The 25,622-nt window shown below is 73.0% G+C and carries 29 protein-coding genes and 2 pseudogenes; 11 read left to right on the plus strand and 20 right to left on the minus strand.

The annotated features are described in order from the left end of the window. Positions 1 to 123: 123 nt before the first annotated feature. From ACTWPW_RS38775 to ACTWPW_RS38815, 9 genes and pseudogenes are all read right to left on the minus strand, one after another. On the minus strand, positions 124 to 1,227 hold the full coding sequence (locus ACTWPW_RS38775; protein WP_443171585.1) for a hypothetical protein: 1,104 nt from the start codon (positions 1,225 to 1,227) through the stop codon (positions 124 to 126). Beyond that, entirely contained in the window at positions 1,224 to 1,742 is a 519-nt protein-coding gene (locus ACTWPW_RS38780) for a SigE family RNA polymerase sigma factor (protein WP_375108189.1), read from the minus strand. Before ACTWPW_RS38780 ends, ACTWPW_RS38775 begins: the two co-directional genes overlap by 4 nt. A gap of 100 nt (positions 1,743 to 1,842) precedes the next feature. Further along, positions 1,843 to 2,433: a TetR/AcrR family transcriptional regulator gene (locus tag ACTWPW_RS38785; protein ID WP_443171586.1), complete on the minus strand. Its 591-nt coding sequence runs from the start codon at positions 2,431 to 2,433 to the stop codon at positions 1,843 to 1,845. 59 nt (positions 2,434 to 2,492) lie between these two features. Then, positions 2,493 to 3,359: an aldo/keto reductase gene (locus tag ACTWPW_RS38790; RefSeq protein ID WP_443171587.1), complete on the minus strand. Its 867-nt coding sequence runs from the start codon at positions 3,357 to 3,359 to the stop codon at positions 2,493 to 2,495. A 108-nt stretch (positions 3,360 to 3,467) separates the two neighbouring features. Next, entirely contained in the window at positions 3,468 to 5,948 is a 2,481-nt protein-coding gene (locus ACTWPW_RS38795) for an ABC transporter permease (protein ID WP_443171588.1), read from the minus strand. Next, positions 5,945 to 6,716, minus strand: a pseudogene (locus ACTWPW_RS38800) (ABC transporter ATP-binding protein). Before ACTWPW_RS38800 ends, ACTWPW_RS38795 begins: the two are co-directional and overlap by 4 nt. Positions 6,717 to 6,863: 147 nt before the next feature. Next, positions 6,864 to 7,529, minus strand: coding sequence for a response regulator (locus ACTWPW_RS38805; protein ID WP_443171589.1), 666 nt, complete (start codon positions 7,527 to 7,529; stop codon positions 6,864 to 6,866). Continuing rightward, positions 7,526 to 8,746, minus strand: coding sequence for a sensor histidine kinase (locus tag ACTWPW_RS38810; RefSeq protein ID WP_443171590.1), 1,221 nt, complete (start codon positions 8,744 to 8,746; stop codon positions 7,526 to 7,528). Before ACTWPW_RS38810 ends, ACTWPW_RS38805 begins: the two co-directional genes overlap by 4 nt. Before the next feature lie 127 nt (positions 8,747 to 8,873). Then, positions 8,874 to 9,260, minus strand: coding sequence for a winged helix-turn-helix transcriptional regulator (locus tag ACTWPW_RS38815; protein WP_443171591.1), 387 nt, complete (start codon positions 9,258 to 9,260; stop codon positions 8,874 to 8,876). Between the two features lie 157 nt (positions 9,261 to 9,417). Between ACTWPW_RS38815 and ACTWPW_RS38820 the strand changes: the two genes are divergently transcribed. The 6 genes and pseudogenes from ACTWPW_RS38820 (at position 9,418) to ACTWPW_RS38845 (ending at position 13,586) form a co-directional block, all read left to right on the plus strand. Next, positions 9,418 to 10,377: a quinone oxidoreductase family protein gene (locus tag ACTWPW_RS38820; RefSeq protein ID WP_443171592.1), complete on the plus strand. Its 960-nt coding sequence runs from the start codon at positions 9,418 to 9,420 to the stop codon at positions 10,375 to 10,377. Between the two features lie 36 nt (positions 10,378 to 10,413). Continuing rightward, positions 10,414 to 11,178, plus strand: coding sequence for an SDR family NAD(P)-dependent oxidoreductase (locus tag ACTWPW_RS38825; RefSeq protein WP_375108180.1), 765 nt, complete (start codon positions 10,414 to 10,416; stop codon positions 11,176 to 11,178). Between the two features lie 25 nt (positions 11,179 to 11,203). Beyond that, a pseudogene (locus ACTWPW_RS38830) lies at positions 11,204 to 11,380 on the plus strand (nuclear transport factor 2 family protein); the annotation flags it as partial. A gap of 44 nt (positions 11,381 to 11,424) precedes the next feature. Continuing rightward, positions 11,425 to 11,595, plus strand: a complete 171-nt coding sequence (locus ACTWPW_RS38835) for a hypothetical protein (protein WP_443171634.1) — start codon at positions 11,425 to 11,427, stop codon at positions 11,593 to 11,595. A 71-nt stretch (positions 11,596 to 11,666) separates the two neighbouring features. Beyond that, entirely contained in the window at positions 11,667 to 12,212 is a 546-nt protein-coding gene (locus ACTWPW_RS38840) for a PadR family transcriptional regulator (RefSeq protein WP_375108179.1), read from the plus strand. A gap of 51 nt (positions 12,213 to 12,263) precedes the next feature. Further along, complete coding sequence (locus tag ACTWPW_RS38845) at positions 12,264 to 13,586, plus strand: FAD-dependent oxidoreductase (protein ID WP_375108178.1); 1,323 nt, start codon at positions 12,264 to 12,266, stop codon at positions 13,584 to 13,586. Between the two features lie 155 nt (positions 13,587 to 13,741). Here ACTWPW_RS38845 and ACTWPW_RS38850 read toward each other — a convergent pair whose 3' ends face one another. Together ACTWPW_RS38850 and ACTWPW_RS38855 are read right to left on the minus strand one after the other, a co-directional pair. Continuing rightward, on the minus strand, positions 13,742 to 14,563 hold the full coding sequence (locus tag ACTWPW_RS38850; protein ID WP_443171593.1) for an SAM-dependent methyltransferase: 822 nt from the start codon (positions 14,561 to 14,563) through the stop codon (positions 13,742 to 13,744). A gap of 99 nt (positions 14,564 to 14,662) precedes the next feature. Beyond that, positions 14,663 to 15,181, minus strand: a complete 519-nt coding sequence (locus ACTWPW_RS38855) for an AAA family ATPase (RefSeq protein WP_443171594.1) — start codon at positions 15,179 to 15,181, stop codon at positions 14,663 to 14,665. 57 nt (positions 15,182 to 15,238) lie between these two features. Between ACTWPW_RS38855 and ACTWPW_RS38860 the strand changes: the two genes are divergently transcribed. From ACTWPW_RS38860 to ACTWPW_RS38870, 3 genes are read left to right on the plus strand one after another with little or no spacing between them, the layout of a single operon-like run. Beyond that, complete coding sequence (locus ACTWPW_RS38860; RefSeq protein ID WP_375108175.1) at positions 15,239 to 15,808, plus strand: TetR/AcrR family transcriptional regulator; 570 nt, start codon at positions 15,239 to 15,241, stop codon at positions 15,806 to 15,808. A 1-nt stretch (position 15,809) separates the two neighbouring features. Further along, entirely contained in the window at positions 15,810 to 16,229 is a 420-nt protein-coding gene (locus ACTWPW_RS38865; protein WP_443171595.1) for a tautomerase family protein, read from the plus strand. Positions 16,230 to 16,273: 44 nt separating this feature from the next. Then, on the plus strand, positions 16,274 to 16,717 hold the full coding sequence (locus tag ACTWPW_RS38870) for a hypothetical protein (protein ID WP_375108173.1): 444 nt from the start codon (positions 16,274 to 16,276) through the stop codon (positions 16,715 to 16,717). Here ACTWPW_RS38870 and ACTWPW_RS38875 read toward each other — a convergent pair. The 6 genes from ACTWPW_RS38875 to ACTWPW_RS38900 are packed head-to-tail and all read right to left on the minus strand — an operon-like array spanning position 16,695 to position 20,935. Beyond that, positions 16,695 to 18,617, minus strand: a complete 1,923-nt coding sequence (locus tag ACTWPW_RS38875; protein WP_443171596.1) for a S9 family peptidase — start codon at positions 18,615 to 18,617, stop codon at positions 16,695 to 16,697. The two genes, ACTWPW_RS38870 and ACTWPW_RS38875, sit on opposite strands and share 23 nt — an antisense overlap. Then, positions 18,614 to 19,117: a hemerythrin domain-containing protein gene (locus ACTWPW_RS38880; RefSeq protein ID WP_443171597.1), complete on the minus strand. Its 504-nt coding sequence runs from the start codon at positions 19,115 to 19,117 to the stop codon at positions 18,614 to 18,616. Before ACTWPW_RS38880 ends, ACTWPW_RS38875 begins: the two co-directional genes overlap by 4 nt. After that, complete coding sequence (locus ACTWPW_RS38885) at positions 19,114 to 19,671, minus strand: hypothetical protein (RefSeq protein ID WP_375108170.1); 558 nt, start codon at positions 19,669 to 19,671, stop codon at positions 19,114 to 19,116. Before ACTWPW_RS38885 ends, ACTWPW_RS38880 begins: the two co-directional genes overlap by 4 nt. Then, positions 19,668 to 20,114: a DUF6010 family protein gene (locus ACTWPW_RS38890; RefSeq protein WP_443171598.1), complete on the minus strand. Its 447-nt coding sequence runs from the start codon at positions 20,112 to 20,114 to the stop codon at positions 19,668 to 19,670. The genes ACTWPW_RS38885 and ACTWPW_RS38890 overlap by 4 nt, the downstream gene beginning before the upstream one ends. Positions 20,115 to 20,159: 45 nt before the next feature. Next, entirely contained in the window at positions 20,160 to 20,459 is a 300-nt protein-coding gene (locus tag ACTWPW_RS38895; protein ID WP_375108168.1) for a hypothetical protein, read from the minus strand. 2 nt (positions 20,460 to 20,461) lie between these two features. Next, the gene (locus ACTWPW_RS38900) at positions 20,462 to 20,935 is read right to left on the minus strand and encodes a hypothetical protein (RefSeq protein ID WP_443171599.1); all 474 of its coding nucleotides are present in this window, start codon (positions 20,933 to 20,935) and stop codon (positions 20,462 to 20,464) included. 305 nt (positions 20,936 to 21,240) lie between these two features. Here ACTWPW_RS38900 and ACTWPW_RS38905 point away from each other — a divergent pair, with 305 nt between their 5' ends. Further along, entirely contained in the window at positions 21,241 to 22,215 is a 975-nt protein-coding gene (locus tag ACTWPW_RS38905) for a GlxA family transcriptional regulator (protein WP_375108166.1), read from the plus strand. Between the two features lie 132 nt (positions 22,216 to 22,347). Here ACTWPW_RS38905 and ACTWPW_RS38910 read toward each other — a convergent pair whose 3' ends face one another. From ACTWPW_RS38910 to ACTWPW_RS38920, 3 genes are all read right to left on the minus strand, one after another. Continuing rightward, on the minus strand, positions 22,348 to 22,929 hold the full coding sequence (locus ACTWPW_RS38910) for a helix-turn-helix domain-containing protein (protein ID WP_375108165.1): 582 nt from the start codon (positions 22,927 to 22,929) through the stop codon (positions 22,348 to 22,350). Between the two features lie 54 nt (positions 22,930 to 22,983). After that, complete coding sequence (gene pstS / locus ACTWPW_RS38915; RefSeq protein WP_375108164.1) at positions 22,984 to 24,045, minus strand: phosphate ABC transporter substrate-binding protein PstS; 1,062 nt, start codon at positions 24,043 to 24,045, stop codon at positions 22,984 to 22,986. A gap of 176 nt (positions 24,046 to 24,221) precedes the next feature. Further along, positions 24,222 to 24,863 (minus strand): TetR/AcrR family transcriptional regulator, encoded by a 642-nt coding sequence (locus ACTWPW_RS38920; protein ID WP_443171600.1) that lies wholly within the window; start codon positions 24,861 to 24,863, stop codon positions 24,222 to 24,224. A 242-nt stretch (positions 24,864 to 25,105) separates the two neighbouring features. On the opposite strand from ACTWPW_RS38920, the gene ACTWPW_RS38925 reads away from it, so the two are divergent. Continuing rightward, positions 25,106 to 25,552 carry a DUF2690 domain-containing protein gene (locus ACTWPW_RS38925; RefSeq protein WP_364121411.1) on the plus strand — a complete coding sequence of 149 codons (447 nt, stop codon included), beginning with the start codon at positions 25,106 to 25,108 and terminating at the stop codon, positions 25,550 to 25,552. Positions 25,553 to 25,622: the final 70 nt, after the last annotated feature.

Raw genomic sequence — 25,622 nt, forward strand, 5'->3', positions numbered from 1 at the left:
TAGGGCTCGATGAACTCCCACTCCACATCCGTCAATTGCACTCGCGTCACGCAAAACGATCTACCGGATCGGACCCCGAAACGAGGGCGGATCCCGCAGATTGATCACAACCAAATACACGCCCTAGTCGCCGGGCTGCGACACCGCTCCCGGCAGGGTCAGGCGGGTGATCCTGGTGCCGTAGCGGGCCAGCAGCCGGGCCTTCCCGGTCGTGACGTCCACCCCGTAGCGGCTGCGTCCCTTCCGGCCCAGGTACTCGACCGACACCTCCGACCCGCTCCGCCACACGGAGCTGTCGACGGGCCCCTGGTCCGCGGGCATGCCGTGGATGGCCACCTTCCGCAGGGTCCGCCCGGTCCGGGCGTCGAGCAGGGTGAGCCTCGGCTTGCCGCGGTCCTTCGTGTCGAACGCGGCCACCGTCCGGCCGTCCGGCGCGACCTCGCTGAAATTGATGAACACGCCGTCGAAGCGCACCGGCTTGCCGCCCCCCGTGACGGGCATGAGCCACAGGTCCGTCTTGATGTACCGGACCAGCTGGACCACGCCGCCCTTGATGCCGACCACCTCGTACCTGCCGTCCACCGGCATCGTCCCACCGGTACGCGTGTCGATCAGCAGCCCCGGCTCCTTGCTCCCCTCCCGGGGGTCGAAGAGCAGGTGACGGCCGTCGTCGGAGACCGCGAGCATGGAGCTCGTACTGATCCGCTCCTCCGGCACCCTGACGGGCGAGGTCACCTCGGCCCCGGTCACCAGGTCGCGCACCACGTGCGCCTGGGCGTCGCGGCTGTAGTAGGCGAGCAGGCGCCCGTCCCGGCTGATCGCGACCGGCACGGTCTCCTGCCCGGTGCGGGCGAGCGCCTGCGGCACGCGGTACGTCCGGCCGGCGGCCGTGACCACCCGCCACTCCACGTCGTCGCAGTCGATCGTCCGCGCCTCGCGGTCCACGCGGCACGGCGTCTGGTACGCGTGGTCGAGCGCCCCGACCCCGCCCCCGGGCAGGTCGGGCAGCGTGGCGGCGTCCTGCTGCGGCGTGGCCCGGTCCGCCGCCCACCGCCACGGCAGCGCCACGGCCGCGCTCGCCGCGCAGAGCACCGCGACCGTCGCGACGGAGGCCAGCGCCACCGTGGCCCGCCTCCGGCGCCGGTGACCGGCGATGGCCACATCGGCCAGGTGCACCAGGGGAGCCTCGGTGGCGAGGTCGCCCAGCGCCTCACGCAACCTCGTCATCGCGTCACCTCTTCGAGCTGGGGGTCGGACAGCAGGTGGATCAGCTCGGGAGCGATCGTGCGCAGGCGGGCCAGCGCGTGGTGGGTCTGGCTCTTGACGTTGCCGACCGAGCAGCCGAGCACCTCGGCTGTCTGCGCCTCGGTGAGGTCCTCCCAGAAGCGCAGCACGATCACGGCCCGCTGCCTGGGGCCGAGCCTGGCCAGCGCCTGCCGCAGCACGATCCGGTCGAGCGCGGACTCGTCCGAGGAGACCCCGCGCTCCGGCACCTCGGCGCTCGGCAGCTCGAACCTCGGCCGGCGGCGCCACGAGATGTACTGGTTGACCAGCGCCTTGCGGGTGTAGGCCTCGGGACTGCCGCCCCTGGACAGCTTGCCCCACTGCCCGACGACCTTGATCAGCACACTCTGCAGCAGGTCCTCGGCGAGATGGGCGTCGCCCGTGAGCAGGTACGCGGTCCGCATCAGAGCTTGCTGGCGGGCCAGCACGAACTCGCGGAAGCCGTCGTGACGGTCCAATGTGTTCTCCTCTCGCCCGTTCCCAACGCCATCCGGCGGGCGAAAGGTTGCACCCCGGCCCGCGGCGATCCCGCCGCGCGTGCCGGGGCTCGCGAACCGTTCAGCGATAGAGGTCGATCGCGCGCCGCATGGCGTCGCGGACCTGCTCGGGAGAGTCTCCCTGGCGCAGGCTGGTGAGGGCGGCGCCGCCGACCGCGCCGCACATGCCGCCCACCAGGGCCGCCGCGCCCACCCGGTCGAGCTCCTCGGGGCAGGCCCGTAGCAGCGCGTCGGTCAGCTCGGCGTGCGCGGCCAGGAAGCGCTGCAGCAGCCGGCCCTGCGCCGCGGGCGAGGAGGCCAGCACGTCGGCCCGCAGCCGCGCGGGCCCGCCGGCCAGGTCGGCCTCCCAGGTGCGGGCGATCATCTCCTCGATCGCCCGCGCCAGGACCGCGGCTGGCCGCTCGCCGGGGCGCCGCCCGGCGACGGCGGCCAGCCCGAGGTCCATCCGGACCTCGGTGTTGGCCAGCAGCACGTCCTCCTTCGTGGGGAAGTGCAGGAAGAAGGTACGGGTGGACACGTCGGCCGCCGCGGCGATCTCGGCGACCGTGGTCCCGTCGTATCCCTGCCGCTCGAACAGCCTCAACGCCTCGGCGATGAGAGCTTCCCGCGTGCGCTGCTTCTTGCGTTCCCGGCGCCCCGGTTCCTCCACCATAGGGATCCCGATGCTAGTCCCATCGGCCCCCTGAGACGCCGCGAGAGGCGATCAAGGGACTAGCCGAGGCGGGCGAGCTCCTCCTCGCTGAGCTCCAGCGTGGCGGCGGCGACGGAGTCGAGGATGGTCTCGGGGCGGCTGGCGCCGGGGATCGGGATGACCACCGGGCTGCGGGCCAGCTCCCAGGCCAGGCAGACCTGCTGCGGGGAGACGCCGTGCGCGGCGGCGATCTCGGTGAAGGCGGCGTTGCGCTCGCGCAGCTCCCCGGTGCGGCCGATGCCGCCGAGCGGGGACCACGGCAGGAAGGCCAGCCCGAGCTCGGCGCAGACGTCGATCTCGGGCTCGCTGGAGCGGAACCGCGGCGAGTACTCGTTCTGGACGCTGACCAGGCGGTCGCCCAGGATGTCGTGGGCGAGCCTGATCTGCTCCGGGTCGGCGTTCGAGATGCCGGCCCGCTGGATCTTGCCGGCGTCGTGCAGCTCCTTCAGCGCGCCGATCGTCTCGGCGTACGGGACCTTCGGGTCGGGACGGTGGTGCTGGTAGAGCCCGATGCTGTCCACACCGAGGGCCTTCAGCGAGCGGTCGCACGCCTCCTTGAGGTACGACGGGCTGCCGTCGACGTCCCAGCCCCCGGGGGTGCGGGTGTGGCCGCCCTTGGTCGCGACGAGCACGGCGCCGGCGTCCCCGCCCCACATGGACAGGGCCCGGGCCACCAGGCGTTCGTTGTGGCCGACGTCCTCGTGGGAGGGCGTGTAGGCGTCGGCGGTGTCGATCAGGGTGACACCGGCGTCCAGGGCCGCGAGGAGGGTACGGATCGACTGCGTCTCGTCGGGCATGTGACCGGCCACCGACATGGGCATGGCCCCGAGCCCGATGACCCCGACCTGGAGGTTTCCGATGGCGCGCGTTGGCATGGCGTTGTGCATGGCAACACCTTGTCTGCTGGAGCGCACTCCAGGTCAAGCCGGCCGGGGACACGTTCGGCGAGAGGGGCGCCGGTCGCGAGCGGTTCGCCACGGTCGAGGCCCGCCCGGTCACGTCTCGGCGAGAGCGTCCACCGGCGTCGCCCGGGCCGCCCGCCGGCCGGGCAGGACCGAAGCGAGGACGCCGGCGACGGCGGCCACGACGGTGACCCCGAGTGTCTGCGGCACCGACATGGCGAACTGGATGTTCTCGAGGTTCAGCTGGCCGCTGACCGCGTGGGCGCCGACCCAGCCGAAGAACGTGCCGGCGGCGATGCCGACGGCGGCGCCGGCGAGACTGAGCAGGGCCGCCTCGATGGCGAGCATCCAGCGCAGCTGCCGGCGTTGCAGTCCGAGGGCACGCAGTAGCGCGGACTCGCGGGTCCGTTCGAGCACCGACAGACCGAGGGTGTTGCCGACGCCGACGAGCGCGATCAGGACCGCCACCGCGAGCAGCATGGTGGTCAGCGCCAGCAGCCGGTCCAGGGCCGTGTGGTAGACGTACTTCGCCGACAGCCCGCCGCCGACCTCCGCGCCGGTGAGGGGTTCGACGACGGTACGCAGCTGCGACCGCAGCTCGGTGATGTCGGCCCCCGGCCGGGCTTTCGCCCACGCCGTGCCGACCGGGGCGTCGCCGTCGAGGGTCGAGAGCACGCGGGGTGCGACGATCAGCGCGTCGGCGGGTGCGAGGTGGTCGGCCTCGACCGGTAGGGTGACCGACCCGGACCGGCCGGTGACGGTGACCGGGCTGCCGGCCCGGATGCCGGCGTCGGAGAGCAGGTACGGGTCGGCGAGGATGACCCCGGCGGTGATCGGCGGGTGCGGGGCCGACACCAGGGCCATCGCGTCGGCGTCGGGGCCCAGCGCCCGGACGCGCTTCGGTTTCCCGCCGCCCTCGAAGGTGACCCGCGCCGACCGTACCCCCGTGACGTCGGCGATCCCGGCGACCGCGGCGATGTCGTCGGCGGCGCGGGCCGGCAGCGGCCCGTCGAACATCGACACGGTGACGTCGACCGGGAAGCGGGCGTCGAGATTGCCGTCGGCCGTCGCCTTCATGCTCGCCGCGCCGACCTGGAGGGCGACGACCAGCCCGACGGCGAGCATCAGCGCGGCACCGGTCGCGGCCGCCCGGCCGGGATTGCGCAACGTGTTGTCGGTGGCCAGCCGCGCGGTCGGCCCGGTGCGACGCAGGGTCGAGCCCAGGCCGCGCAGCAGCGCGGGCAGGTACAGCCCGACTGCGGAGAGCAGCCCGACGGCGCACACGAACGACCCGGCGACGGAGTACAGCAGCGCGAAGGCGGTGTCGGCGAAGCCGAGGCCGATCGCGGCCAGCCCGAGGACGACCATGGCGAGGGAGCCAATACGGCGGACGAGTGACGTCCGGCGCCCGGTCGCGTCGCCGGCGACGGTGCGGAGCGCCTCCAGCGGTGCGATCATGGCGGCCCGTCGCGCCGGCACCAGCACTGACAGCACCGCGATCGCGACCCCGACGAGGGCGACGGCGGTCACCTGCCCGGCCGGTACGGTGAGCGGCCCGCCCAGCACGGCCGCGACCACGGCCGAGAGCGCCACGCCGAGCCCGACGCCGAGCAGCGACCCGATGGCGCCGATCGCGGCCGCCTCGACGAGCAGCCCGCGCTGGATCTGGCCGCGCTGGGCGCCGACCGCCCGTAGCAGCCCGATCTGCCGGCGCCGCTGTGCGACCAGGATCAGGAACGTGTTCACGATCATGATGCTCCCGACCAGCAGGGCGACCGCGCCGAACACCAGCAGCAGGAGCTGGAAGATGAACACGCCCTGGGTCTTCTCGGACATCTTGCGCTGGGCGAATCCGGAGGACGTCTCCACCCGGTCGCCTCCGGCCACCGCCTTGACGTCTTCGGCGAGCCGGTCCTGCGGGACCGTGCCGTCGCCGATGACGAGGATCTCGGTCTGCAGCGACGTGTGGATCGAGTCCGCGGCGGAGTAGAACGACGGTGCGACGAAGGAGAACTGCGCCAGTCCGGACAGCAGCTGGTTGCCCTCGTGGGTGAGGCCGGTGACGGTCAGCGTCGCCGAGGAGTTGCTGTCGTTGATCGTGATCCGGTCGCCGACGCCCAGGTTGAGCTGCCGCGCGGTGAGGGTGGTGAGGACGATCTCGTCGGGCGTCCCGGGCCAGCGCCCCTCGGTCAGGTCGGTCCAGCGCAGCCCCGGGTTGGCCGGCACCGACTGCTGCTGCACGTACTCGGAGGAGCCGGTCACCCGCCCGCGGGAAAGGAAGCTGAGGTCGGCCGAGGCGACCCCGGCCACCTCCGTGATCCGGGCGACCAGGCGGGCGTGCGCGGCCGGGTCGCCGGTGCCGACGGTGACCACGACGTCCGTCTCGGCGGTCCGGGCGATGACGGTCCGCTCGAACGCCGCCGTCTCACCGGCGAGGACGGTCACGGAGGCGGTGAGGTAACCGACGCTGATCATGATCGCGACGACGACGGCGATCACACGGCGCGGGTTGTGGCGCAACTCGGTGAGCGCTGTGCGGGCCATGGGGAAGCGGGTCTGACGGCCGGTGGTCATGCGGCGAGCCTCCGCATCGCGCCCAGGACCGCGTCCGCGGTGGGGCCGTTCAGCTCGTCCACGATCCGGCCGTCGCTGAGCAGCAGCGCCCGGTCGGCGTACGACGCGGCGATCGGGTCGTGGGTCACCATCACGATCGTCTGGCCCAGCTCACGGCAGGAGCGGCGCAGGAAGCCCAGCAAGGTCGCCGCGGTGTGGGGAGTCGAGGGCGCCGGTCGGCTCGTCGGCGAAGACCACCTCCGGTCCGGTCACCAGGGCACGCGCGATCGCGACCCGCTGCTGCTGCCCACCGGACAGCTCGGCGGGACGGTGGTGCAGACGGTCGCCGAGACCCAGCGAGTCCACGACCGCTGCGAGCCGGGCGGGGTCCGCCGGACGGCCCGCGAGCTCCAGCGGCAGCAGGATGTTCTGCACCGCCGTCAACGTCGGGAGCAGGTTGAACGACTGGAACACGAACCCGATCCGGTCCCGCCGGACCCGGGTCAGCTGCCGGTCGTCGAGCGCGGAGATGTCCTGGCCGCCGATGTACGCCTGGCCGCCGGTGGGCCGGTCCAGCCCGGCCAGGCAGTGCATGAACGTGGACTTGCCGGAGCCGGACGGGCCCATGACGGCGGTGAACGTCCCGCGCCCGAAGGCGGCCGTGACGCCACGCAGCGCCGGTACGGCCGTGTCGCCGGTGCCGTAGGTCTTGGTGAGGTTCCGTGCGGCGGCCGCGGATGTCGTGTCCTGCGGCTCCCGGCGGTCCACGGCGGAGCTGTGTGCGGTCATGAAGACCCCGTCTGTCGCTGCTGATTTCGTCGCGTCCCAACGTATGGAGCAGCGGGCGGGCAACAGATCGGCCCACGGTCCGGACCTCGGCACGGCGTCTGCGACCGTGGTCGTAGGACCGGGGTTGGGGGATGACGTGGCCGGGGATCACCGGCGGTCCAGTGTGGCCACGCCGGTCTCGAACGCGAAGAGCACCAAGGCGACCCGGTCGCGGCACTGCAGCTTCGACAGCAGGTTGCCGATGTGGGTCTTCACCGTGCCCTCGGCCATGTGCAGCCGGGCCGCGATCTCGGCGTTGGTGGCGCCGGACGCGATCGCGTCGAGCACCTCGACCTCCCGGGGTGTGATCAGCCCGAGGCGTTCGTCGGGGGCGGCCGGCCCGCCCGGCAACCGGTCGACGAAGTGAGCGATCAGCCGCCGGGTCGCGGACGGCGCGACGACCGAGCCGCCGGCGGCGACGCCGCGGACCGCCGCCAGCAGCTCCTCCTGGCGGGCGTCCTTGAGCAGGAACCCGGCCGCGCCGGCGCGCAGCGCCGCGAACACGTACTCGTCCAGATCGAACGTGGTCAGGATGAGCACTCGCGCCGGATGGCCGAGCCGGGTCAACCGCCTGGTCGCCTCGACGCCGTCCATGGCCGGCATCCGGACGTCCATCAGCACCACGTCGGCGTCGACGTCTTGCAGCTTCGTGACGGCTTCCCGGCCGTCACCGGCCTCACCCACCACGGTCAGGTCGTCCTGCGTCTCGATCATCATCCGCAGCCCGGCGCGGACGAGCCGCTGGTCGTCGACGAGGAACAGGCCGAGCGTCATCCGCCCGCCGATCCCGTCGCACGGTGCGCCGGCAGGACCGCGTGCACTTCGAAGCCGCCGCCGGCGCGAGGGCCGGCGGTCAGAGTGCCGTCGTGCATCTGGACCCGCTCCCGCATCGCCGCCAGGCCCGTGCCCCGGCCGTCGGCGGCCGACGCCGCGCCGTACCCGTCGTCGCGGACGACGAGGTCGATCGCCCGCTCGCCGATGTCGAGCCGTACGTCGACCGCGGCGTCGGGCCCGGCATGCCGCAGCACGTTGGTCAGACTCTCCTGAAGCAGGCGGTACACCGTCATCCCGGCCACCGGGCCGACCTGCCGCCGGTTGCCGACGACCCGCAGCCGGACCCGGCCGTCGAGCCGGGACACCAGCTCGTCGATGTCGCCGATCCCGGGCGCCGGTCGGTAACTGGCCTCCGGCCGGCCGGCCGCCGCCGGTCCGTCGCCGCGCAGCATCGCGACCAGCTCCCGCAGGTCGCCGAGGGCCTCCCGGGCCGTCTCGGCGATGGTCTCCAGGATCTCCGGGGCACGCTGCGGGGACCGCGCCGTCAGCGCCCGGCCGCCCTCGGCCTGGACCGCGATGACCGACAGCGAGTGCGCGACGATGTCGTGGACCTCCCGGGCCACCGCGGTGCGTTCCTCGGCCGCCGCCGCCTGGACGGCACGTTCGTGCTCGGCCAGCGCCAACCGCTGCCGTTCGGCGCGTTCCCGGTCCCGCCGCTCCCGAAGCTCCTCCCGCTCGCGGGCCCGCCGGCCGGCGACGTACGCGGCCACGACGACGGCGCCGCTGCCGGCGATCGAGGTCACCCAGTCCCGCAGGGTCGGCGATTCCGGACGGCCGGTCAGCCACCGGGCCGGCCCGACCACCGCTCCGATCAGCGCCACCGCCAGCGCGGCCCGGGCCGCCCCGATCCTCGACCAGCGGGCCAGGCTGTGCACCACGACCGGCACCGCCACGACCGACAGCGTCGAATCGGCCAGCACCACGACGTGGACCACGGCCGCGACGGTCACCGCGGCCAGCGCCGCCCACGGGTAGGCCCGGCGCAGCACCAGCGGGGCGCACATCGCCACGACGAGCGCCGCGTTGGGCAGGTGCGGGTAGACGGCGATCCCGGCCGCGGCCAACCCGATGGCGAGCCGGGCGTCGCGGAGCAGGAGGCCGGCGGGGTGGGTGTCGAGGAGCAGCCGGCCGGCGGCGGAGCGGTGCGGAGAAGGCATGGCGCACACCACCGTAGACGAGATCGGAGCCGCCGCCATCCGACCACGGTCGCAGTCAGCCGGCCGCGACGTGTCCGCGGATCGCGCGGCCCAGCCCGTCGATCGCCTGGTAGGTGGGGTGCCGTGGTCAGCGGGCGTCGAAGGCGGTCCTCGAGTCCAGGATGCCGGCGGCGTTGTCCTCCGCCCAGCCGGCCAGGGCGCGGACGACCTCCAGCAGGCTGAACCCGCGCGCGGTCAGCGCGTAGTCGACCCGCGGCGGCTTGGTGTCGTGGACCGTCCGTGTCACCAGGCCGTCCCGCTCCAGCCCCCGTAGTGTCGCGCTGAGCATGCGCTGGGTGATGGGCTCGCTCATCCGGCGCAGCTCGTTGAACCGCCGGGTGGTGTCGCCCAGCTGGCAGATGACGACCACCGACCACTTGTCACCGATCCGTTCGAGAACGTCGCGGACAAGGTCGCGGCCCTGCTCGCACAGATCGGCGGCGGTGTCGTCCAGCTCCGTGATCGGATGCGCCATGTGCCCAGTATACGAGAGATACCAGGTTCCGCACGGGGTGGTTCTTCCGGGGATACCTGGGCACGTTGAAGTGCTCTCTTGTCACGTTCGCCGCAGCGGTGCCAAGGTACGAATTGCGAACCTGGTATACGAAGAGAACCGCTTTGGAGCTGCGACTATGCGAGCAATCGGATTGTATGAGTTCGGCGGGCCCGACGTTTTGCGGGTCGTCGACCTGCCGGAACCGCATGCCGGGCCCGGGGAGGTACGGGTGCGGGTGCGCGCGGCCGCGGTGAATCCGGCGGACACGCTGCTGCGCTCCGGCGTGCACGCGCGGGCGTTCGCCGGGGTGCCGGCTCCGTACGTGCCCGGGATGGACATCGCCGGCGTGATCGACGAGATCGGTCCGGGGACGGAGACCGAGCTGTCCCCGGGGGAGCCGGTGATGGCGATGGTGATGCCGCTCGGCCCGGCCGCGGGCGGCTACGCCGAGTACGTCGTGCTGCCGGCCGGCTGGGTCGTCCGCGCGCCCGCGGGCACCGATCACGCGGCGGCGGCGACGCTGCCGATGAACGGGCTCACCGCGCAGCTGACGCTTGACCGGCTGGCACTCGCCCCCGGCTCGGTCCTGGCCGTGATCGGGGCCGCCGGGACGCTCGGCGGGTACCTGGTCCAGCTGGGCAGGCACGCGGGGCTGACCGTGGTCGCCGATGCCGCGCCCGCTGACGAGCCCCTGGTCCGCCTGTCCGGCGCGGCCGACGTCGTGCCCCGGGGGTCCGATGTCGCCGCGCGCATCCGGGACCGGTATCCGGACGGCGTGGCCGCGATCGCCGACACCGCGCTGGTCGGGCCGCGGCTCCTCGGCGCCGTACGTGACGGCGGCACGTACGCCCGGTTCCGCAGCAGCGGGGAACCCGGCGCCCACGAGGTCGACGGCAACGGCCGGATCACGGTGCGGACGCCGTTCGTCCCCGACTACGCGGGCCGGACCGACAAGCTGCACCAGATCCGCCGGGTGGCCGAGGACGGCGTGCTCACCCCGCGCATCGCGGCGACCCTCCCCGCCGCCGAGGCGCCCGACGCGCACCGGCGGCTGGAGGCCGGCGGGCTGCGCGGCCGGCTCGTGCTCACCTTCTGACCTCACTCACCATCACTGACAAAGGAGTTAGCAGTCATGTCCGCACGTTTCGCAGGGAAAGTCATCCTGATCACCGGCGCCACCTCCGGCATGGGCCGTGCCACCGCCGAGCGGATCGCGGCCGAGGGCGGGCGGGTCGTCCTGGCCGCACGCGGCAAGGAAGCCGGCGACGCGCTGGCCGCCGAGCTGCGTTCCGCCGGAGGCGAGGCGACGTTCGTACCCGCCGACGTGACGGTCGAGGCGGAGGCGGCGGCGCTGGTCCGGCAGGCGGTCGAGCGGTACGGCCGGCTCGACGGCGCGTTCAACAACGTCGGCGCCGCCACCGCGATCGGCCCGGTGACCGACATCGACGGCGACGCCTGGCAGGCCGACCTGGCGCTCAACCTCAGCAGCGTCTTCTTCGGCCTGAAGCACCAGATCCCCGCGCTGCGGGCCGCCGGCGGCGGCGCGATCGTGAACAACGCTTCCGTCCTCGGCGTCACCGGGGCGGCGGGCATGGCCTCCTACAGCGCCGCCAAGCACGGCGTGGTCGGGCTCACCCGCTCGGCGGCGCTCGACGTGGCCACGGCCGGCGTACGGATCAACGCCCTGGTCACCGGCGGCGTCGACACCCCGCTGACGCGGGCCAACCTGGGCCCGACGCCGGAGGAATCCCTGCGCGCGGCCGCGGCGATGCACCCGCTCGGCCGGATCGCCCGGCCGGAGGAGATCGCGGCGTTCGCGGCGTTCCTGCTGAGCGACGAAGCCGGCTTCATCACCGGGGCCGCGCTCGCGATCGACGGCGGGATGACCGCCGCCTGACGAGCGGCGGCGAACGATCGAATCCATGCTCCGTGACGCGTTGCGGCGCCTTGTCGACATCGAAGAGATCAAGCAGCTCAAGGCGCGCTACTTCCGGTTCCATGACACCAAGGACTGGGACGGATGGCTCAGGCTGTTCACGCCGGAGATCCACCTCGAGGTCGACGGGACGGTGCTCCGCGACCCCGCCGAGCTGGTCCGCATCACCAGCGGCTGGAACGGGAACGCGATCGCGGTGCCTGGAGCATGGACGACTATCTCGAATGGCCCGAGAAGGACGGCCTGCCGCAGGGAATGCGCGGCTACGGGCACTACCACGAGGAATACCGGAAGATCGACGGCAAGTGGCTGATCAGCCGCCTGCGCCTGGATCGCCTGAAGCTCGAGGTGTTCGAGGGCGGCCTGCCTCCCGTGTGAGGTCGATCCGGAATGCCGGTCTTTGCGCGCACCCCTTGCGCGACTTCAGCTACTCGTGTTTGAGTACTCATATGCGAGCAACCCGCCTGTTCATCCTCGGCGCCCTGGCCGACGGCGGCCCCATGCACGGGCACCGGATCCGGGCCGCCGCGCAGGTGGACCGGGTCGAGCTGTGGGCGGACGTCAAGCCAGGCTCGCTGTACGGCGCGTTGCGCCGGATGGCCGACGAAGGCGTGGTCGAGGTGGTCCGCACCGAGCAGGAAGGCAACCTGCCCGCCCGCACGGTGTACGGCATCACCGGCAAGGGCCGGGCGGAGCTGGTCTCGCTGATCAGATCCGTCCTCGCCGACACGAAGCTCCGGCCGGACCCGATCCAGCTGGTGCTCCTGCACGGCGGCGAGATCGGCCCCGACGAGCTGCGCGCCGCCGTCCAGCGGCGGCGCGACGCCTACGCCACCCAGCTCGGTTTCTGGCGCAACCTGCGCGTCGAAGCCGAGCCGTATCTGACCAGGCTGGAGGCCGTCGCCTTCGACTACACCCTGATGCGCCTGGAGACGGAGCTGGCCTGGCACGACCGGCTGTTCGCGGAGCTCACGGACGCGACCGGACAGCCCTGACGGCTTCGGGCGCGCCCCGAGGCCGCGCCCTCTACCAGGAGGCGGGAACCCATGTCCCCAAGGCGCCTGAACGTCGCCGTGATCGGCGGCGGGATCGGCGGGCTCTGCCTGGCGCAGGGCCTGAGACGCGCCGGCGTGCAGGTCACCGTGTACGAACGCGACCGCACCGCCGACTCACGGCTCCAGGGCTTCCGGCTGAACATCGATTCGGCCGGGAGCCTCGCCCTGCACGCCTGCCTGCCACCCGCCCTGTGGGAGCTGCTGGTGGCCACCGCCGGCGACCCGGGCCCCGGCATCAGGTTCCTCGACGAACGGATGCGGCCACTCGTCCGCATCGGCCGGGACGACCGCGAACCAGACCCGCTGGATCCCACCACCGGCCGGCACGCGGTCAGCCGCGTCACCCTGCGCAGGCTGCTGCTGGCCGGCCTGGACGACGTCGTCCGCTTCGGCAAGGAGTGCACCGGCTTCACCCGGACGGACGGCGGGACGGTCACGGCCACGTTCGCCGACGGCACCACCGCGACCGCCGACGTGCTCGTCGCGGCCGACGGCGCCGGCTCCCGGGTATGGGCGCAACTCCACCCCGCGGCCGGCCGCGACACCCTGCCCGCGACGGCCGTCGCCGGCAAGCTCTTCCTCACCGAGGACAACCGGCGATGGCTGCCGCAACAGCTGCTGGCCGGCATGAACGTCTTCTGGCCGCCCCGCGACTTCCTGTTCACCGCGATCTTCCGCAGGCGCGAGGATCCGGCGTCGATCGCCGCCCGGCTCGGCGACCGGGTACGCGCGCTCGGCCTGGACCCCGACCGCCTGCTGGCCGACGCGCGGGACGACGACTACGTGCTGTGGGCGTTCATCGCGCACCGCGACTGCCTGCCCGCGGACTTCACGCCCAAGGCCCGGGCCGATCCGGCGGCGGTGCGCGAACTGCTGGCCCGGCGGACGGCCGGCTGGCATCCCGACCTGCGCCGGCTGCTCGCCGACTCGACCCCGGACACCCTCTACCGGACCGAGTTCAGCGCCGCCGTACCCCTCCGGCCATGGCGGACGGGCAACGTCACCGGGCTCGGGGACGCCGTGCACCACATGCCCCCGGTCGGCGGCCTCGGCGGCAACACGGCGCTGCGCGACGCGCACCGGCTCTGCGCCGCGCTCGCCGCCGCCGACCGCGGCGACATGCCGCTGCGGCAGGCGTTGCACGCGTACGAGGCGGAGATGCTGCGCCACGGGTTCCGGACCGTTCGCGAGGTCGTCCGCAACACCGGCGCCGCGATCACCCGCAGCCCCGTCAGGCGGTCGGCGAGCCGGTGGTTCTTCCGCGCCTGCGGAGCCGTCCCGCCCCTCGGCCGGGCGGCGCTCGGGGAGCACTGACGTCGCCGCCCGCGACGGTGTCCCAGCGGCACCGCGCCGAGCAACGTCGACCAGACGGGGGTCACGTACGTCACAGTGGCCACCCCTCGCCGGGGAGGCGTCCATCAGCGTGGGGGACCTGGACGACGATCCCTGCCTGCGTCCTGACGTGATCGTCAGGGGCGGACGCGGGCGACGCCTCCCAGCACTCCGCCCTTGGCCAGGCCCGGCGGCATGTACGGGTCGTCGTTGCGCCAGTCCTGGACGGGCACGACCCCGGGCTCCAGCAGCTCCAGCCCGTCGAAATAGCCTCGTACGGTCTCGCGGTCGCGCCAGGCGATGGACCCGGAGGCGGAGCGCCGGTAGACGCCCTGGGCCTCGGCCATCTTGTCGGCCTCGCCGGCCTCCGGCTCGATGTAGCTGTGCGAGATCACCAGGTGGCCACCGGGCACCAGGGCGTCGCGCAGGGTGGAGACGATCGCGGCCACCTCGTCGTCGTCCTGGAAGAAGTGGAAGACGGCGGCCACGACGATCGCGACCGGGCGGCTGAAGTCGAGGTGGGCCGCCGCGGCCTTCAGGATGTCCGCGGGCCGGTGCAGGTCGCCGTCGAGCACGAAGGTGTCGGGGTTGTCGGCGAGCAGGGCCTGGGCGTGGGTCAGCACGATCGGGTCGTTGTCGACGTACACGACCTTCGAGCCGGGCGCGGCGCGCCGTACCACCTGGTGCACGTTGTCCTGCGTGGGCAGGCCCGTGCCGATGTCGAGGAACTGCCGCACTCCGGACTCGGCGATGTGCCGTACGGCGCGGACGAGGAAGCCCCGGTTGGCGCGGGCCATCTCGCGCACGTCGGCGCCGCTCTCGCGGGCGAGCCCGACGATCTGCTCGGCCGCCTCCCGATCCGAGTGGAAGTTGTCCTTCCCGCCCAGGTAATAGTCGTACATCCGCGCGACACTGGGAATCGTGGGGTCGATGCCCGGTGGAGCCTGCTCGTCCGCCATTGCCCTGCCTTCCTCGCCTGCACGGGATCATACGAGGAAACCCGGACTTCTTGTGATCTTCCACCGCACAATCCGCGCCGTTCACCGGATCGCCCGCGCTCAGGCGCGCGCCCAGGCGAGCACCTGAGCCGCCACGTCCCCGCCCGACTCGAACCCCGACTCGAACCCCGACTCGAACACGGTGGGGATCAGCGCGCGCCCCTGGGCGGCGTCCGCCACCGCGTCGTCGATCCACTCCGGTGGCGCGCCGCGCTCCCGCAACCGGCGTACGCGCTCGTCGTCGGGGCAGTCGAGCAGCGCCCAGCGCACCGGCTCCTCCCACCGCGCCCCCGGCGCGACCTCGGCGGCGTCGGGGATCGGGCACAGCAGCAGCACGGGGTGCCCGGCCCGGCGCACCATGGTCACGATGCGCGACCACATCCGGTCGTAGGCCGGCCACACGGGCGCGGCCGCCGGCTCGGCGATGGGCACCCCGATCAGCTCGCCGTCCTCGAGCAGCTCGTCCATGTCCATCACGACCAGCCCGTCGGCGGCCCGGAGCAGGTGGGGGAGCAGGGTCGTCTTGCCCGCGCCGGGCGCGCCCGCGAGGAGGTGGAGAGGTGCGCGATGATCGTCCATCCGGCCGATCGTACCGGCCCGCACGCGTTGTACCTACTAGTATGTATGCTCGTCGTCATGGACACGAGGGAACGGCTCATCCAGAGCACCCGCGAGCTGCTGTGGGAGCGCGGCTACACGGGCACCAGCCCGAAGGCGATCCAGGAGCGGTCCGGCGCCGGCCAGGGCAGCATGTACCACCACTTCCACGGCAAGCCCGACCTGGCGCTGGCCGCGATCGGCCGCAGCGCCGAGGAGCTGAGGGACAGGGCGGAGGCCGCGTTCGCCGGCCCCGGCACCGTGGCCGAGCGGGTCGCGGCCTACCTGCGGCGGGAACGGGACGCGCTGAAGGGCTGCCCGGTCGGCCGCCTCACCCAGGACCACGCCGTGATGGCGGACCCGGACCTGCGCCGGCCGATCGAGGAGACCTTCGCCTGGCTCACCGACCGGCTGGCCGGGCTGCTGGCGCGGGGCCGCGCGAGCGGCGAGCTCGACGCCGGGCTCGACCCCGTGGCCACGGCCACCGCACTCGTCGCGGTGCTCCAGGGCGGTTACGTGCTGGCCCGCGCCGCCGGCTCGGCCGACGTGTACGCCCAGGCGGTCGAGGGCGCCCTCGGCCTGCTCACCCTCCGGAAGGAGAACGCCTGACATGCCCTTCGTCCGCATCGACGCGTTGACCGCCGACACCGACCGGCTCGACGCGCTCGGCCGTGCCGTGCACGACGCCCTCGTCGAGACCATCGGCATCCCGCCCGACGACCGCTTCCAGGTCCTGACCGGCCACGGCGGCAGGACCAGCACGCTGCGCTACGACGGCTTCCCCGGCGTCCACCGCGACGACGGGCTCGTGTACGTCGCGATCACGCTGCGCTCCGGCCGCACGCCCGCGCAGAAGCAGTCGCTCTACCGGCGGATCGCCGAGCTCGCCCACGACTACGCGGGCACGGAGCCGCGCAACGTTTCGTCACCCTGGCCGAGAACGAGTCCGCCGACTGGTCCTTCGGCCACGGGGTGGCGCAGTACATCGAGCCGTCCTGAGGCGGGGCGGCCGTCGCGGCGCGCACCCTGAGGTGTGTTCCGTGGAGCTCGTAGGTCCGTGCGTAGAATGCCCGGATGCAGACGCCGCTCAGGTACGCCGCCGCCGGCTCCGTGCTGGCCGCGCTCCTCGTCGGTGTCGGACCCGCCCGGGCCGAGCCGCCCACCTGGCACGACCTGTTCCCCGGGCTGCCCCGCGACCTTCCCGCCCAGGCCGGAGGGCCCGTCGTCACCGACGGCCGCCACCTGCCCGGGACGGTGCCGCCCGGCGTGTACATGGCCCCGGCCGGCCACTGCCGTTTCACCTTCGAGCTGACCCGCGAGGCGCGGCAGGCCAACCGGATCACGCTGTCGGCGGACAGCTCCGGACCGGAGCCGCGCGGCCCGAAGCACATCATCGTCCACGAAGAGGGCGAGGACGGCATCATCGCCGCGTACGTCCTCTCCGGCGGCTGCGAGTGGAGGCGGGTCGGCAGCGTCGAGGACGCGCGGCGGTGGTTCAGCGAGTACGCCGGCTCCTGAGGGGCTGGTCAGCGGTGCGGCCGTGACCCGGGGCCGGCTCGCCGAGCCACCGGTCGAACCACTCACGCGTACGCCGGAGCACGTCGAGCCGGTGACCGCGCTCCCTGAACGCGTGCCCCTCTCGCGGGTAGACCACGAACTCGTGCTCGACGCCGAAGCGAAGCAGCGCCCGGTGAAAGAACGTCGCCTGACCGAGGGGCACGTTCGTGTCGTTCTCTCCGTGCAGGATCAGCACCGGCGTACGGATCTTCGAGGCGTACGAGATCGGGCTGAGCTCGTCGTGGCGGTGCGGCCCCGGCCCCTCCCAGCCGACGCTGCCGCCCAGCCCCGCCTCCAGCGTGCCGAGCTCCCCGGTCGCCGCCTGCATTCCCCAGTCGCTGATCCCGGCGCCCATGATCGCGGCCCTGAACCGATCGGTCTGCCCCACCGCCCAGGCCGCCATGAAGCCGCCGTGGCTCCACCCGCCGATCCCGAGGCGATCCGGATCCGCGACCCCGGCGTCGATCAGCGTGTCGATCCCGCTGCTGATGTCGGACCATTCGTCCAGGCCGACCCGGCCCGCCACCGCCGCCGCGAACGCGTGGCCATGGCCCTCACCGCCCCGGGGATTGGGCAGGAAGACCGCGTACCCGGCGGTCGCGAGCCACTGCCCCGGGGGGAACGAGCCACCGCCGAACTCGTCGGCGTGCCGCGCGTACGGGCCGCCGTGCACCAGGGTGACGAGCGGGAAGGGGCCGTCCTGGCGGCGCCGGCCCGGCGGCAGGATCAGCAGCCCGTCGAGGCCGAGCCCGTCGCCGGCCCGGTAGGACAGGCGTTCCTGCGTTCCCCACCTGATCCGGCGCAGCTCCGGCGTGGTGTCGCCGAGCCGGATCAGCGGGCCGGCGGGCGGCCCGGAGTCGACGCTGCGCGGAGCGTGGGCGGTGCTCGCCACCACCGCGATCGCCGCACCCGAGCGGCTCGCGGTGAGCGAGTCGAGCCGGCCGGCACGGGTGGACACGCGCTCGAAGCGCCGCGAACCGGGGTCCAGCCGGTATACGGCGGTGTCGAGGCCGTCGGCGAACAGCGCCAGCGCCGAGCCGGACGCGGTCTGCGCCAGCTCGGCGGGGCAGACGGTCATGTCCGAGGTCAGGTTGCGATGCTCACCCGCCGGGCCGGACACCGCGACGTCGAACACGGCACAGCCGCCGACCGGACCGGGCGGGGTCACCGCCAGATAGGCCACGTGCCAGCCGTCCCGCGCCAGCCACCAGCACAGGGAACGGGCCTCGAGCTCGACCCCGCCGAGATCGCGGACCGTCCCGGTCCCGGGATCCACCACGTGGAGCTCGGCGGTGTACGTGCCGGGATCGACCTCCGGGCAGGCCCAGCTGATCACCGCCAGCGGGCCGCCGTCCGGTCGCTGGACCGCCTCGACGACGTGCCGGCCGCCGAGCCCGTCCACCGCCCGCAGCTCGCGCGTGCCGAGATCGAGCAGGCGCAACCGGTCGTTGCGCCCGCTCTTCCCCCACACCAGCGCGTCGCCACACCCGTCCGCGTCGTCGGGCTCGTCCGTGGCGATCACGGCGACCGTCCGGCCGTCGGCGAGCGGCTCGTGGCCGGAGATCCTGCCCCGCCAGGTGGTCAGGGGTTCGGGTGCGCCGCCGTCGAGGCGTAGCCGGTGCAGTTGCCCGTCCGACCGGAAGAAGATCGACATCGAGTCCGGCGCCCACCTCGGAGGCCCCTCGCACCCCGTGCCGCAGGGCAGCCGCGCGGGAGGCGAGCCTGCCGACGCCACCCACAGCTCGCCGGCCGGGGGCGCCACGTACGCGACCCGGGAGCCGTCCGGGGAGATCACCGGGGACCGGGGCAGGGCGGCGTCGACGAGCAGCTCGGCGGTGAGCCGCGGTGTGCGGCCGGTCACGCCGGGGACCGGTCCGTTCGCAGGAAGTCGGGGGCCGCGCCGTTCCAGGCGGGGGCGTTCAGCGTGTTGAGGGCCGTGACGATCTTCCGCTCCTCGTAGGTGAAGTGTGACTCCAGCAGCGCGGCCAGGCCGTCCAGCTCGGCCCGTACGTCCCGGGGCTGTGCCGCCGCGTCCGTGTCCAGGGTGTCGAGCAGCTCCTGCAGCTTGCGGAGGATCTCGCTGACCTGGTGGTGGTCGCGGGTCAGCTCCTCCAGCACGGGGCGCAGCTCGGGGAACTGCTCGGCGAGGGTGGGAAACGCGGCGGCGTCCTCGCCCGTGTGGTGGCGCTCCAGGGCGGAGCAGAAGGCCAGGCAGTGAGCACGGAGGTCGCGGGGGCGTCCGGCGTGGCCCGCCAGATGGGCGTCGATGCCCTCGCGGAGCCCGGCCAGCTCGTCGCGGAGCCAGGAGTGCACGCTGATCAGCTGATCGCCGAAGGCCTTGAGCCGGTGGTCGGGGGTCACGCGTGTCCCACGCGCCAGACGACGTCGTCGAGGAAGCTCTCGATGGCCGTGGTCACCCGCCCGAGCGCCTCGGTGCTCTCGTGCAGGGGGCCCGGCAGCATCAGGCCGTGGTCACCGCCGCCGATCTCCAGCACGTACGGCGTGAGCTCCCGCGCCACCGCCCCGTCCCAGGAGGGGTCCGCCGTGCCGCCGATCAGCAGGAACGGTGCCGTGGCCCGGCGCAGCGCGTCCAGGCAGGCGGGCCGGGTGATCAGCGGCGTCAGCCACACCGCCGGCAGGCCGCGATCCGCCGCCACGGCCGCGCCGAACGAGCCGAGCGACTTGCCGATCAGCAGCGGCCCGGGCAGCGGCTCCACGACGGGTTTGACCTGCCCATGGACCCAGGACGGCCACTCCTCCAGGGGGTGGTCCTCCGGCGCGGCCCAGCGGATCAGCTCGAGGCGGGCACCACGACGGGCGGCCGCCTGGCCCGCGTAGAAGAGCATGCCCACCTGCGGTCCGTAGTTCCGGCCGGGGATCACGACGGCGTGCCGGTCCTGCCGTGCTTGACTCATGAGCGAACGCTATCGGCCTCCTGCACCGGCTCTCCAGCCCCGGACCGGCGGGACAGGCGGGCGCGGATCCAGCCGGTGATCGACGGCCCGCCCGCGAAGCACCACAGCGCGATCACCGGGTCGCAGATCGCGCAGCCGAAGGAGGAGTGCTCGGCGAAGGGGAGGATGGGGCTGCCCTTCAGGTGGTGCACCACGTCCCAGGCGGTGTGCAGCAGCCAGCCGATGCCGATGAAGGTCCAGCTCTCCAGCCCCCGGTACGCCACGTAACTCATAACGACCGGCAGGACGAGCTCCCAGTAGCCGAGCCCGCCCCCGCTGAGATAGGCGGCGCCCGCGCCGCCCACCACGACGGCGTTGAGGCGGCGCCGGTGCGGCTCGGGGACCAGGGACATGCAGCAGACGGCGACGAGGCCGATCACGATCGGCAGGATGAAGGACAGCATGGGGAGCGACATTCCGTTCTGCGAACAGGGGTGATGGGGGCGTCGTCAGCGGGGGCGGACCTGCTCGGCTCGCTCCGCCGTCGCGGCCGGCCGCCGCACGGCCAGGCGCCGCACGGCCAGCAGCCCGCCGATTCCCGGCAGCAGCGCCAGGCCGGTCGTGGCCAGGCTGCGCCGCGGGTGGCGGGCGGCGGCGATGACGGTGAACAGGTACGCGCAGCCGTGGAGGGGGCCCATGAGGGAGGAGACGGCGGGCAGGTGCGCGGTGGCGAGGTTGCCCAGCAGGACGACGAGCGAGCCGAGCTCGACCGCGGCGGCGATGCGCAGGGGTTGTCCGGTACGGCTCACGCTCACACCCCCGTCGTGGAGCCGGGGCGGACGATCATCAGGACCGTCACGATGGCCCAGAGCAGGTTGAAGACGCCGGTGAGCATGCCCAGGCGGGCCGTGGCGGCCCGTACCGTCGAGGTGCCGGTGCCGGTGTGGTCCAGGTCGGTGAGGAGGCGCTCCTGGCCGGGAAGGACGAGCAGCGCGAGGACGCCGGCTGCCGCGGCGGTGAGCACGATCGAGGTGATCAGCCACGCGTCGGTGAGGACCCCGAGACTGCCGGCGGTGGCGAAGCCGAAGACCGGCACGGCCAGCCCGACGACGGAGTAGACGCGGCAGATGCGGTGCAGCAGCCGCACGGAGGCGAGCGCGGGCGAGCCCGGCCCGCCCTCCCGGGCGCGGCGCACCGCCGCCGGGAACATGCCGGCCGCCACGGTCACCGGACCGATGGCGACGATGGCGGCCAGGACGTGTACGGAGAGGAAGAGCTTCGTCATCGGCCGGCCCCGGCCCCCCGCTGCCCGGTCACCTTGGTGGCGTTCAGGACCTCGTACGGCGCGACGACCTCCATCGGGTCGGAACCATCGAACAGGACCACTTGAGCACGCATACGTGCAGCTCCAATTTCCCGGGTGGCGGAATCGTGCGGAGCAAGGCTAGAACGGCCGTCCATCGGCGCCCCATGGGCTGAATCGACAATTTCCAACGGGTTCCCGCCACCCGGCACGGTCTGGGAAAGCCGGCCAGGCAACTGGCTGACCTGCTCTTTCGTGGATGGCGAGTTCTCGCCTACCGTGTCCCCATGCACACGGTGGCGGTCTTGGCTCTGGACCATGTGGTGGCGGCCGACATGGCGACCCCGATCGAGGCGTTCGGGCGTGCCCGGCTGGCCGACGGGCGCCGCCCGTACCGCGTCCTGGTCTGCGCGGCCACGCCGCAGGTGGTCACCGACACCTTCACGATCATCGCCCCGCACGGCCTGGAGGCGCTCCGGGAGGCTGACACGATCATGGTGCCGGGCTGCTCCGAGCAGGGCTCGCCGCCCGGGCCCGAGGTGCTCGACGCCCTGCGCGCCGCGGCGGCCACCGGCACCCGGATCGCCTCCATCTGCGCGGGAGCGTTCACCCTGGCGGAGGCCGGGCTGCTGGACGGGCTGAGCGCGACCACGCACTGGGTGGCCGCCCACCGGCTGGCCGAGCGGTTCCCGCTGGTGGACGTGCGGCCCGACGTGCTCTACGTCGACAACGGGCAGATCCTGACCTCCGCCGGGGCCGCCGCCGGCCTGGACCTGTGCCTGCACATCATCCGGCGGGACCTCGGCTCGGCGGTGGCCGCCGACTCGGCCCGGCTGTCGGTGATGCCCCTGGAGCGGGAGGGCGGGCAGGCGCAGTTCATCGTGCACGCCCAGCCGCCCGTGCCGCAGGGGTCGCTGCTGGAGCCGGTGCTCTCCTGGATCGAGGACAACCTCGCCCAGGAGGTCACCCTCGCGGACATGGCCGGGCGCGGCGGGCTCAGCGAGCGTACGTTCAGCCGGCGGTTCCGGGAGCACACCGGCACCACGCCGCTGCAGTGGCTGCTGCGGGCCCGCGTACGCCGGGCGCAGTTCCTGCTGGAGACCACCGACCACGGCGTCGAGCGCATCGCGGCGCAGGCCGGGTTCGGCTCGGCGACCGCCTTCCGCGAGCGGTTCAAGCGCGTCGTCGGCGTCACCCCGCAGTCCTACCGCGCCTCCTTCCGCGCCGCGCCGGATCCGGACGGCCGGGTGGGCCGCGCTTGACCATTGCTGTCGTTCGGGGCGATGGCGGCCGCGGCCCTGGTGGCGCGGGTTCTCGCCCTGCCGTTCGTCGCCCGGGTGCGGCCCTGGGGAGGCGGTCAACCGGTCCCCGCCCGGCGGCGCCGGACGGCGGCGTCAGGGCGCCGGGACCTCGTCCAGGTGGATGCGCCCCCCGCTGTGGTCCAGGATGGTGAGGAGCTCCACGGGACCCTCGTGGGCGCCGATCGAATGCGGCGTCATGGTCGAGAACTCCGCCGCGTCGCCCGCCTCGACCAGGATCGTGCGCTCGCCCAGGTGCAGCCGGGCGGTCCCGGACAGCACGGTGAACCACTCGTGGCCGGGGTGCACCTTCAGATGCTCGGCGCCGGCGGGCCGGTCGGGGGTGATGCGCAGCTTCGCCACGGTCACCCCGTGGAGGGAGCGCTCGCGCGACAGGAGCCAGCTCGTCAGCCCGGGAGTGTGACAGGGCTGCGGCCGGATCACCACGTCCTGGTCGTCGGCGGACTCCACGAGCTGGTCGAGCGTGGTGTCCAGGGCCCGGGCGATGGGGACGAGCTGGTCGAGCGCGATCCTGCGGCGCCCGGTCTCGATGCGGCTCAGGTTGGACGGGCTGATGTGGCAGCGGGCCGCGAGCACGTCCAGCGACCAGCCCCGCGCCAGCCGCAGGCCCCTGATGCGCTGCCTGATCACGCTGTCCAGGTCGAAGTCTTGCGTCATGGGCAAGAGTGTATGCCCCTCGGGCATGGGCCTGCGGGAGGCCTCTCGGGCCGGTCAACCGGTGACCCCGAGGCGGGCGCGTACCTTGGCGAGGAGGTCGTGCGGGAGCGGGGCGTAGCCGTACAGGGAGAGGTTGGACTGGCCGGCGTCGCCGGCGGTGTAGCGCAGGAAGGCCCGCACCAGCGGGTCGGTGTTCTGGGAGCAGGCGATCTCGTACGTGACCAGGACGATCGGGTAGGCGGCCCGGACCTTGGTCCGGTAGTCGAAGCGCACCACCAGGTCGTCGTCCCTGCCGACGATCTTGGCGCCTTCGAGGGCCTTGGAGGCGCTCTGGGGCGAGAGCGCGACGAACTGGCCGGAGGCGTTGCGGACCCGGGCGGTCCGCAGGCGGGCCTCGCTGGCGAAGCCGTACTCCACGTATCCGATGGAGTCCACGGTGTGCTGGACGGCCTTGGTGACCCCGGTGGAGCCGGTGACGCTCTGCCCGGCGCCGTTCCACTTCCTGGACGGCTGGTGCGGCCAGTGGCCCGCCGCCTTGAGGTAACTGGTGAAGTTGTGGGTCGTGCCCGAGTCGTCGGCGCGGTGGAAGACCCGGATGTCGGTGCGCGGCAGGCGCCTGCCGGGGTTGTCGGCGACGATCTGCGGGGCGTCCCACCTGGTGATCCGCCCGCTGAAGATGCCGGTCATGGTGGTCGGTGAGAGCTTGAGATCCGGTACGGACGGCACGTTGTAGGCCAGGGCGATGGGCCCCACGACCATGGGCAGGTGTACGGCGCGGTTGCCGCAGCGCCGGTCGGCCCGCACCTGCTCGCAGGGCCGCATCGCGACGTCGGAGCCGGCGAACGCGGTGGTGCCCGCGACGAAGTCACGGATCCCCGCCCCAGATCCGTTGTCCTGGTAGTGCACGCGCAGCCCGGGGTGGTCCCGGTGGAACTCGGCCCGCCAGGCGTCCATCGCGCCCTTCTGCGCGCTGGATCCGGAGGCGTAGATCGATTTCATGACGGGCGGGCTCTGCGGCACGTCCTCGCGGGTGAGTATCACGGCTCCGCTCAGACCGGCCGCGCAGGCGGCCAGGGTCAGAGCGACGATTCCCGCGATCCATGTCAGCTTTGCCATTCGACCGAGGCTATGAAGCGGTCGTGTCCGCCCGGTGAATCGACCGTCAAGCTCCCTGCCGGAAACGGTCATTTCCGCGTCAAGTGTCATATTTTCGGCAGATCGCACGCCTTCGTCCTGCCGGTGGCCGCGCTGAGTCTCGGCGCCGGGGGCGCACCGGTGGCTCGTGGCCGCCGTCAGGCGAGGTAGCCGTGCAGGAAGGCGCGGACGCCGGAGGTGACCATCTCGTCCACCTCCCGCTCGTCGGGAGCGGCTACGAGATAGGGCGGGGTGCCCGCGGCGATCAGCAGCATGAGGTGGAGGGCGGCCCGGTCGGGGTCGTCGGTGCGCAGCAGCCCCTGCTCCGCCCACCGCCGCAGGTGGCCGGCGAGCTCGCGGCGGACCCGTAGCGGCCCGGTCTCCTGCCAGGCGTCGATGACGGCCTGGGGGACGTGCCCGGCCTCGGCGTTGATCTGGCGTACGAGGGCGAAGTGCTCCGCGTGCTCGGCGGTCATCGGCCGGGCGAAGTCGCGGCCGAACTCCACGAGGTCGGACTCCAGGTCGGTGATCTTGCGCAGGTGGCGGTCGATGACGGCGATCTGCGCCTCGGCGGCCCGTCCGGCGCTCTCCTGGATGACGGTGCGGAACAGCTCGGTCTTGTCGGTGAAGTGGTTGTAGATGGTACGGGTGGAGACCCCCGCGGTGGAGGCGATGGCGTCGATGCTGGCCCGGGTGTAGCCGTCACGGGCGAACACCGTGAGCGCCCCGGCGAGGATCGCCCGGCGCTTGTCGGCCAGCCCTCCGCGTGGCCGTGACGGCGTGCTGTTCGTGCTGGTCATAGCCCGGGTTCTCCGCATCTCTTGCAACGATCGTTTTATCCATTACCATGCACGTTGTACTTTACCTCAGGTCCACGTCCTGCTCTCCGGGATTGTCCAACGGCGTCTCTGGACAATGTTCGGACGAATATCCGCCGATTCTTTCTTGTCGCCCGGGCGGAAGGCCGATTGCATTCCTGGCGGAGAGATCGGGCCCAGCTGGAACACGATCTGACCTTCCCTCGGAAAGGAGTCGGTTCGACATGAGGATCCGCGTAGCAGCGGTGGCGGTGTCCGTGACGGCGATCGCGTCGCTCGGGATGGCCGCGGGACCCGCGAGCGCCCACCCGTACGACGGAAAGGACCCGTACCGGAGCGGGTGTGCCAACAGCAAGGTGAACACCGGGAAGAAGGCCGCGCTGAAGAACGAGATCGGCGACGTCCTGGGCACGATCCGGTTGTACTACTCCCGCCGCTGCGGCACCAACTGGGGCGAGGTGACGGTCCCCAAGAGCGCTTCCGGGAGCATCACCGTGTTCACCAGCAGGACGAGCAGATCCTTCAGCTACCGCCCGGGGAACGGCGGGCACCACTGGGGCGACATGGTCTACGCCCCCAGCGGCGTCTGCGCCAAGGCTTCGGGGACCGTGACGGCCGGGATCGGCCGGGTCAACAGGGGCAGCGGCACCACGCCGAAGGCCTGCGACTAGCCCGGCGTTCCGGCGGACGGCCCGGCTCGTCATCGGCTGAGCCGGGCCGCCGCCTTCCCGGGCGAGGGTG

This window comes from Nonomuraea sp. KM90, from assembly GCF_052246675.1.
Lineage (GTDB): Bacteria > Actinomycetota > Actinomycetes > Streptosporangiales > Streptosporangiaceae > Nonomuraea.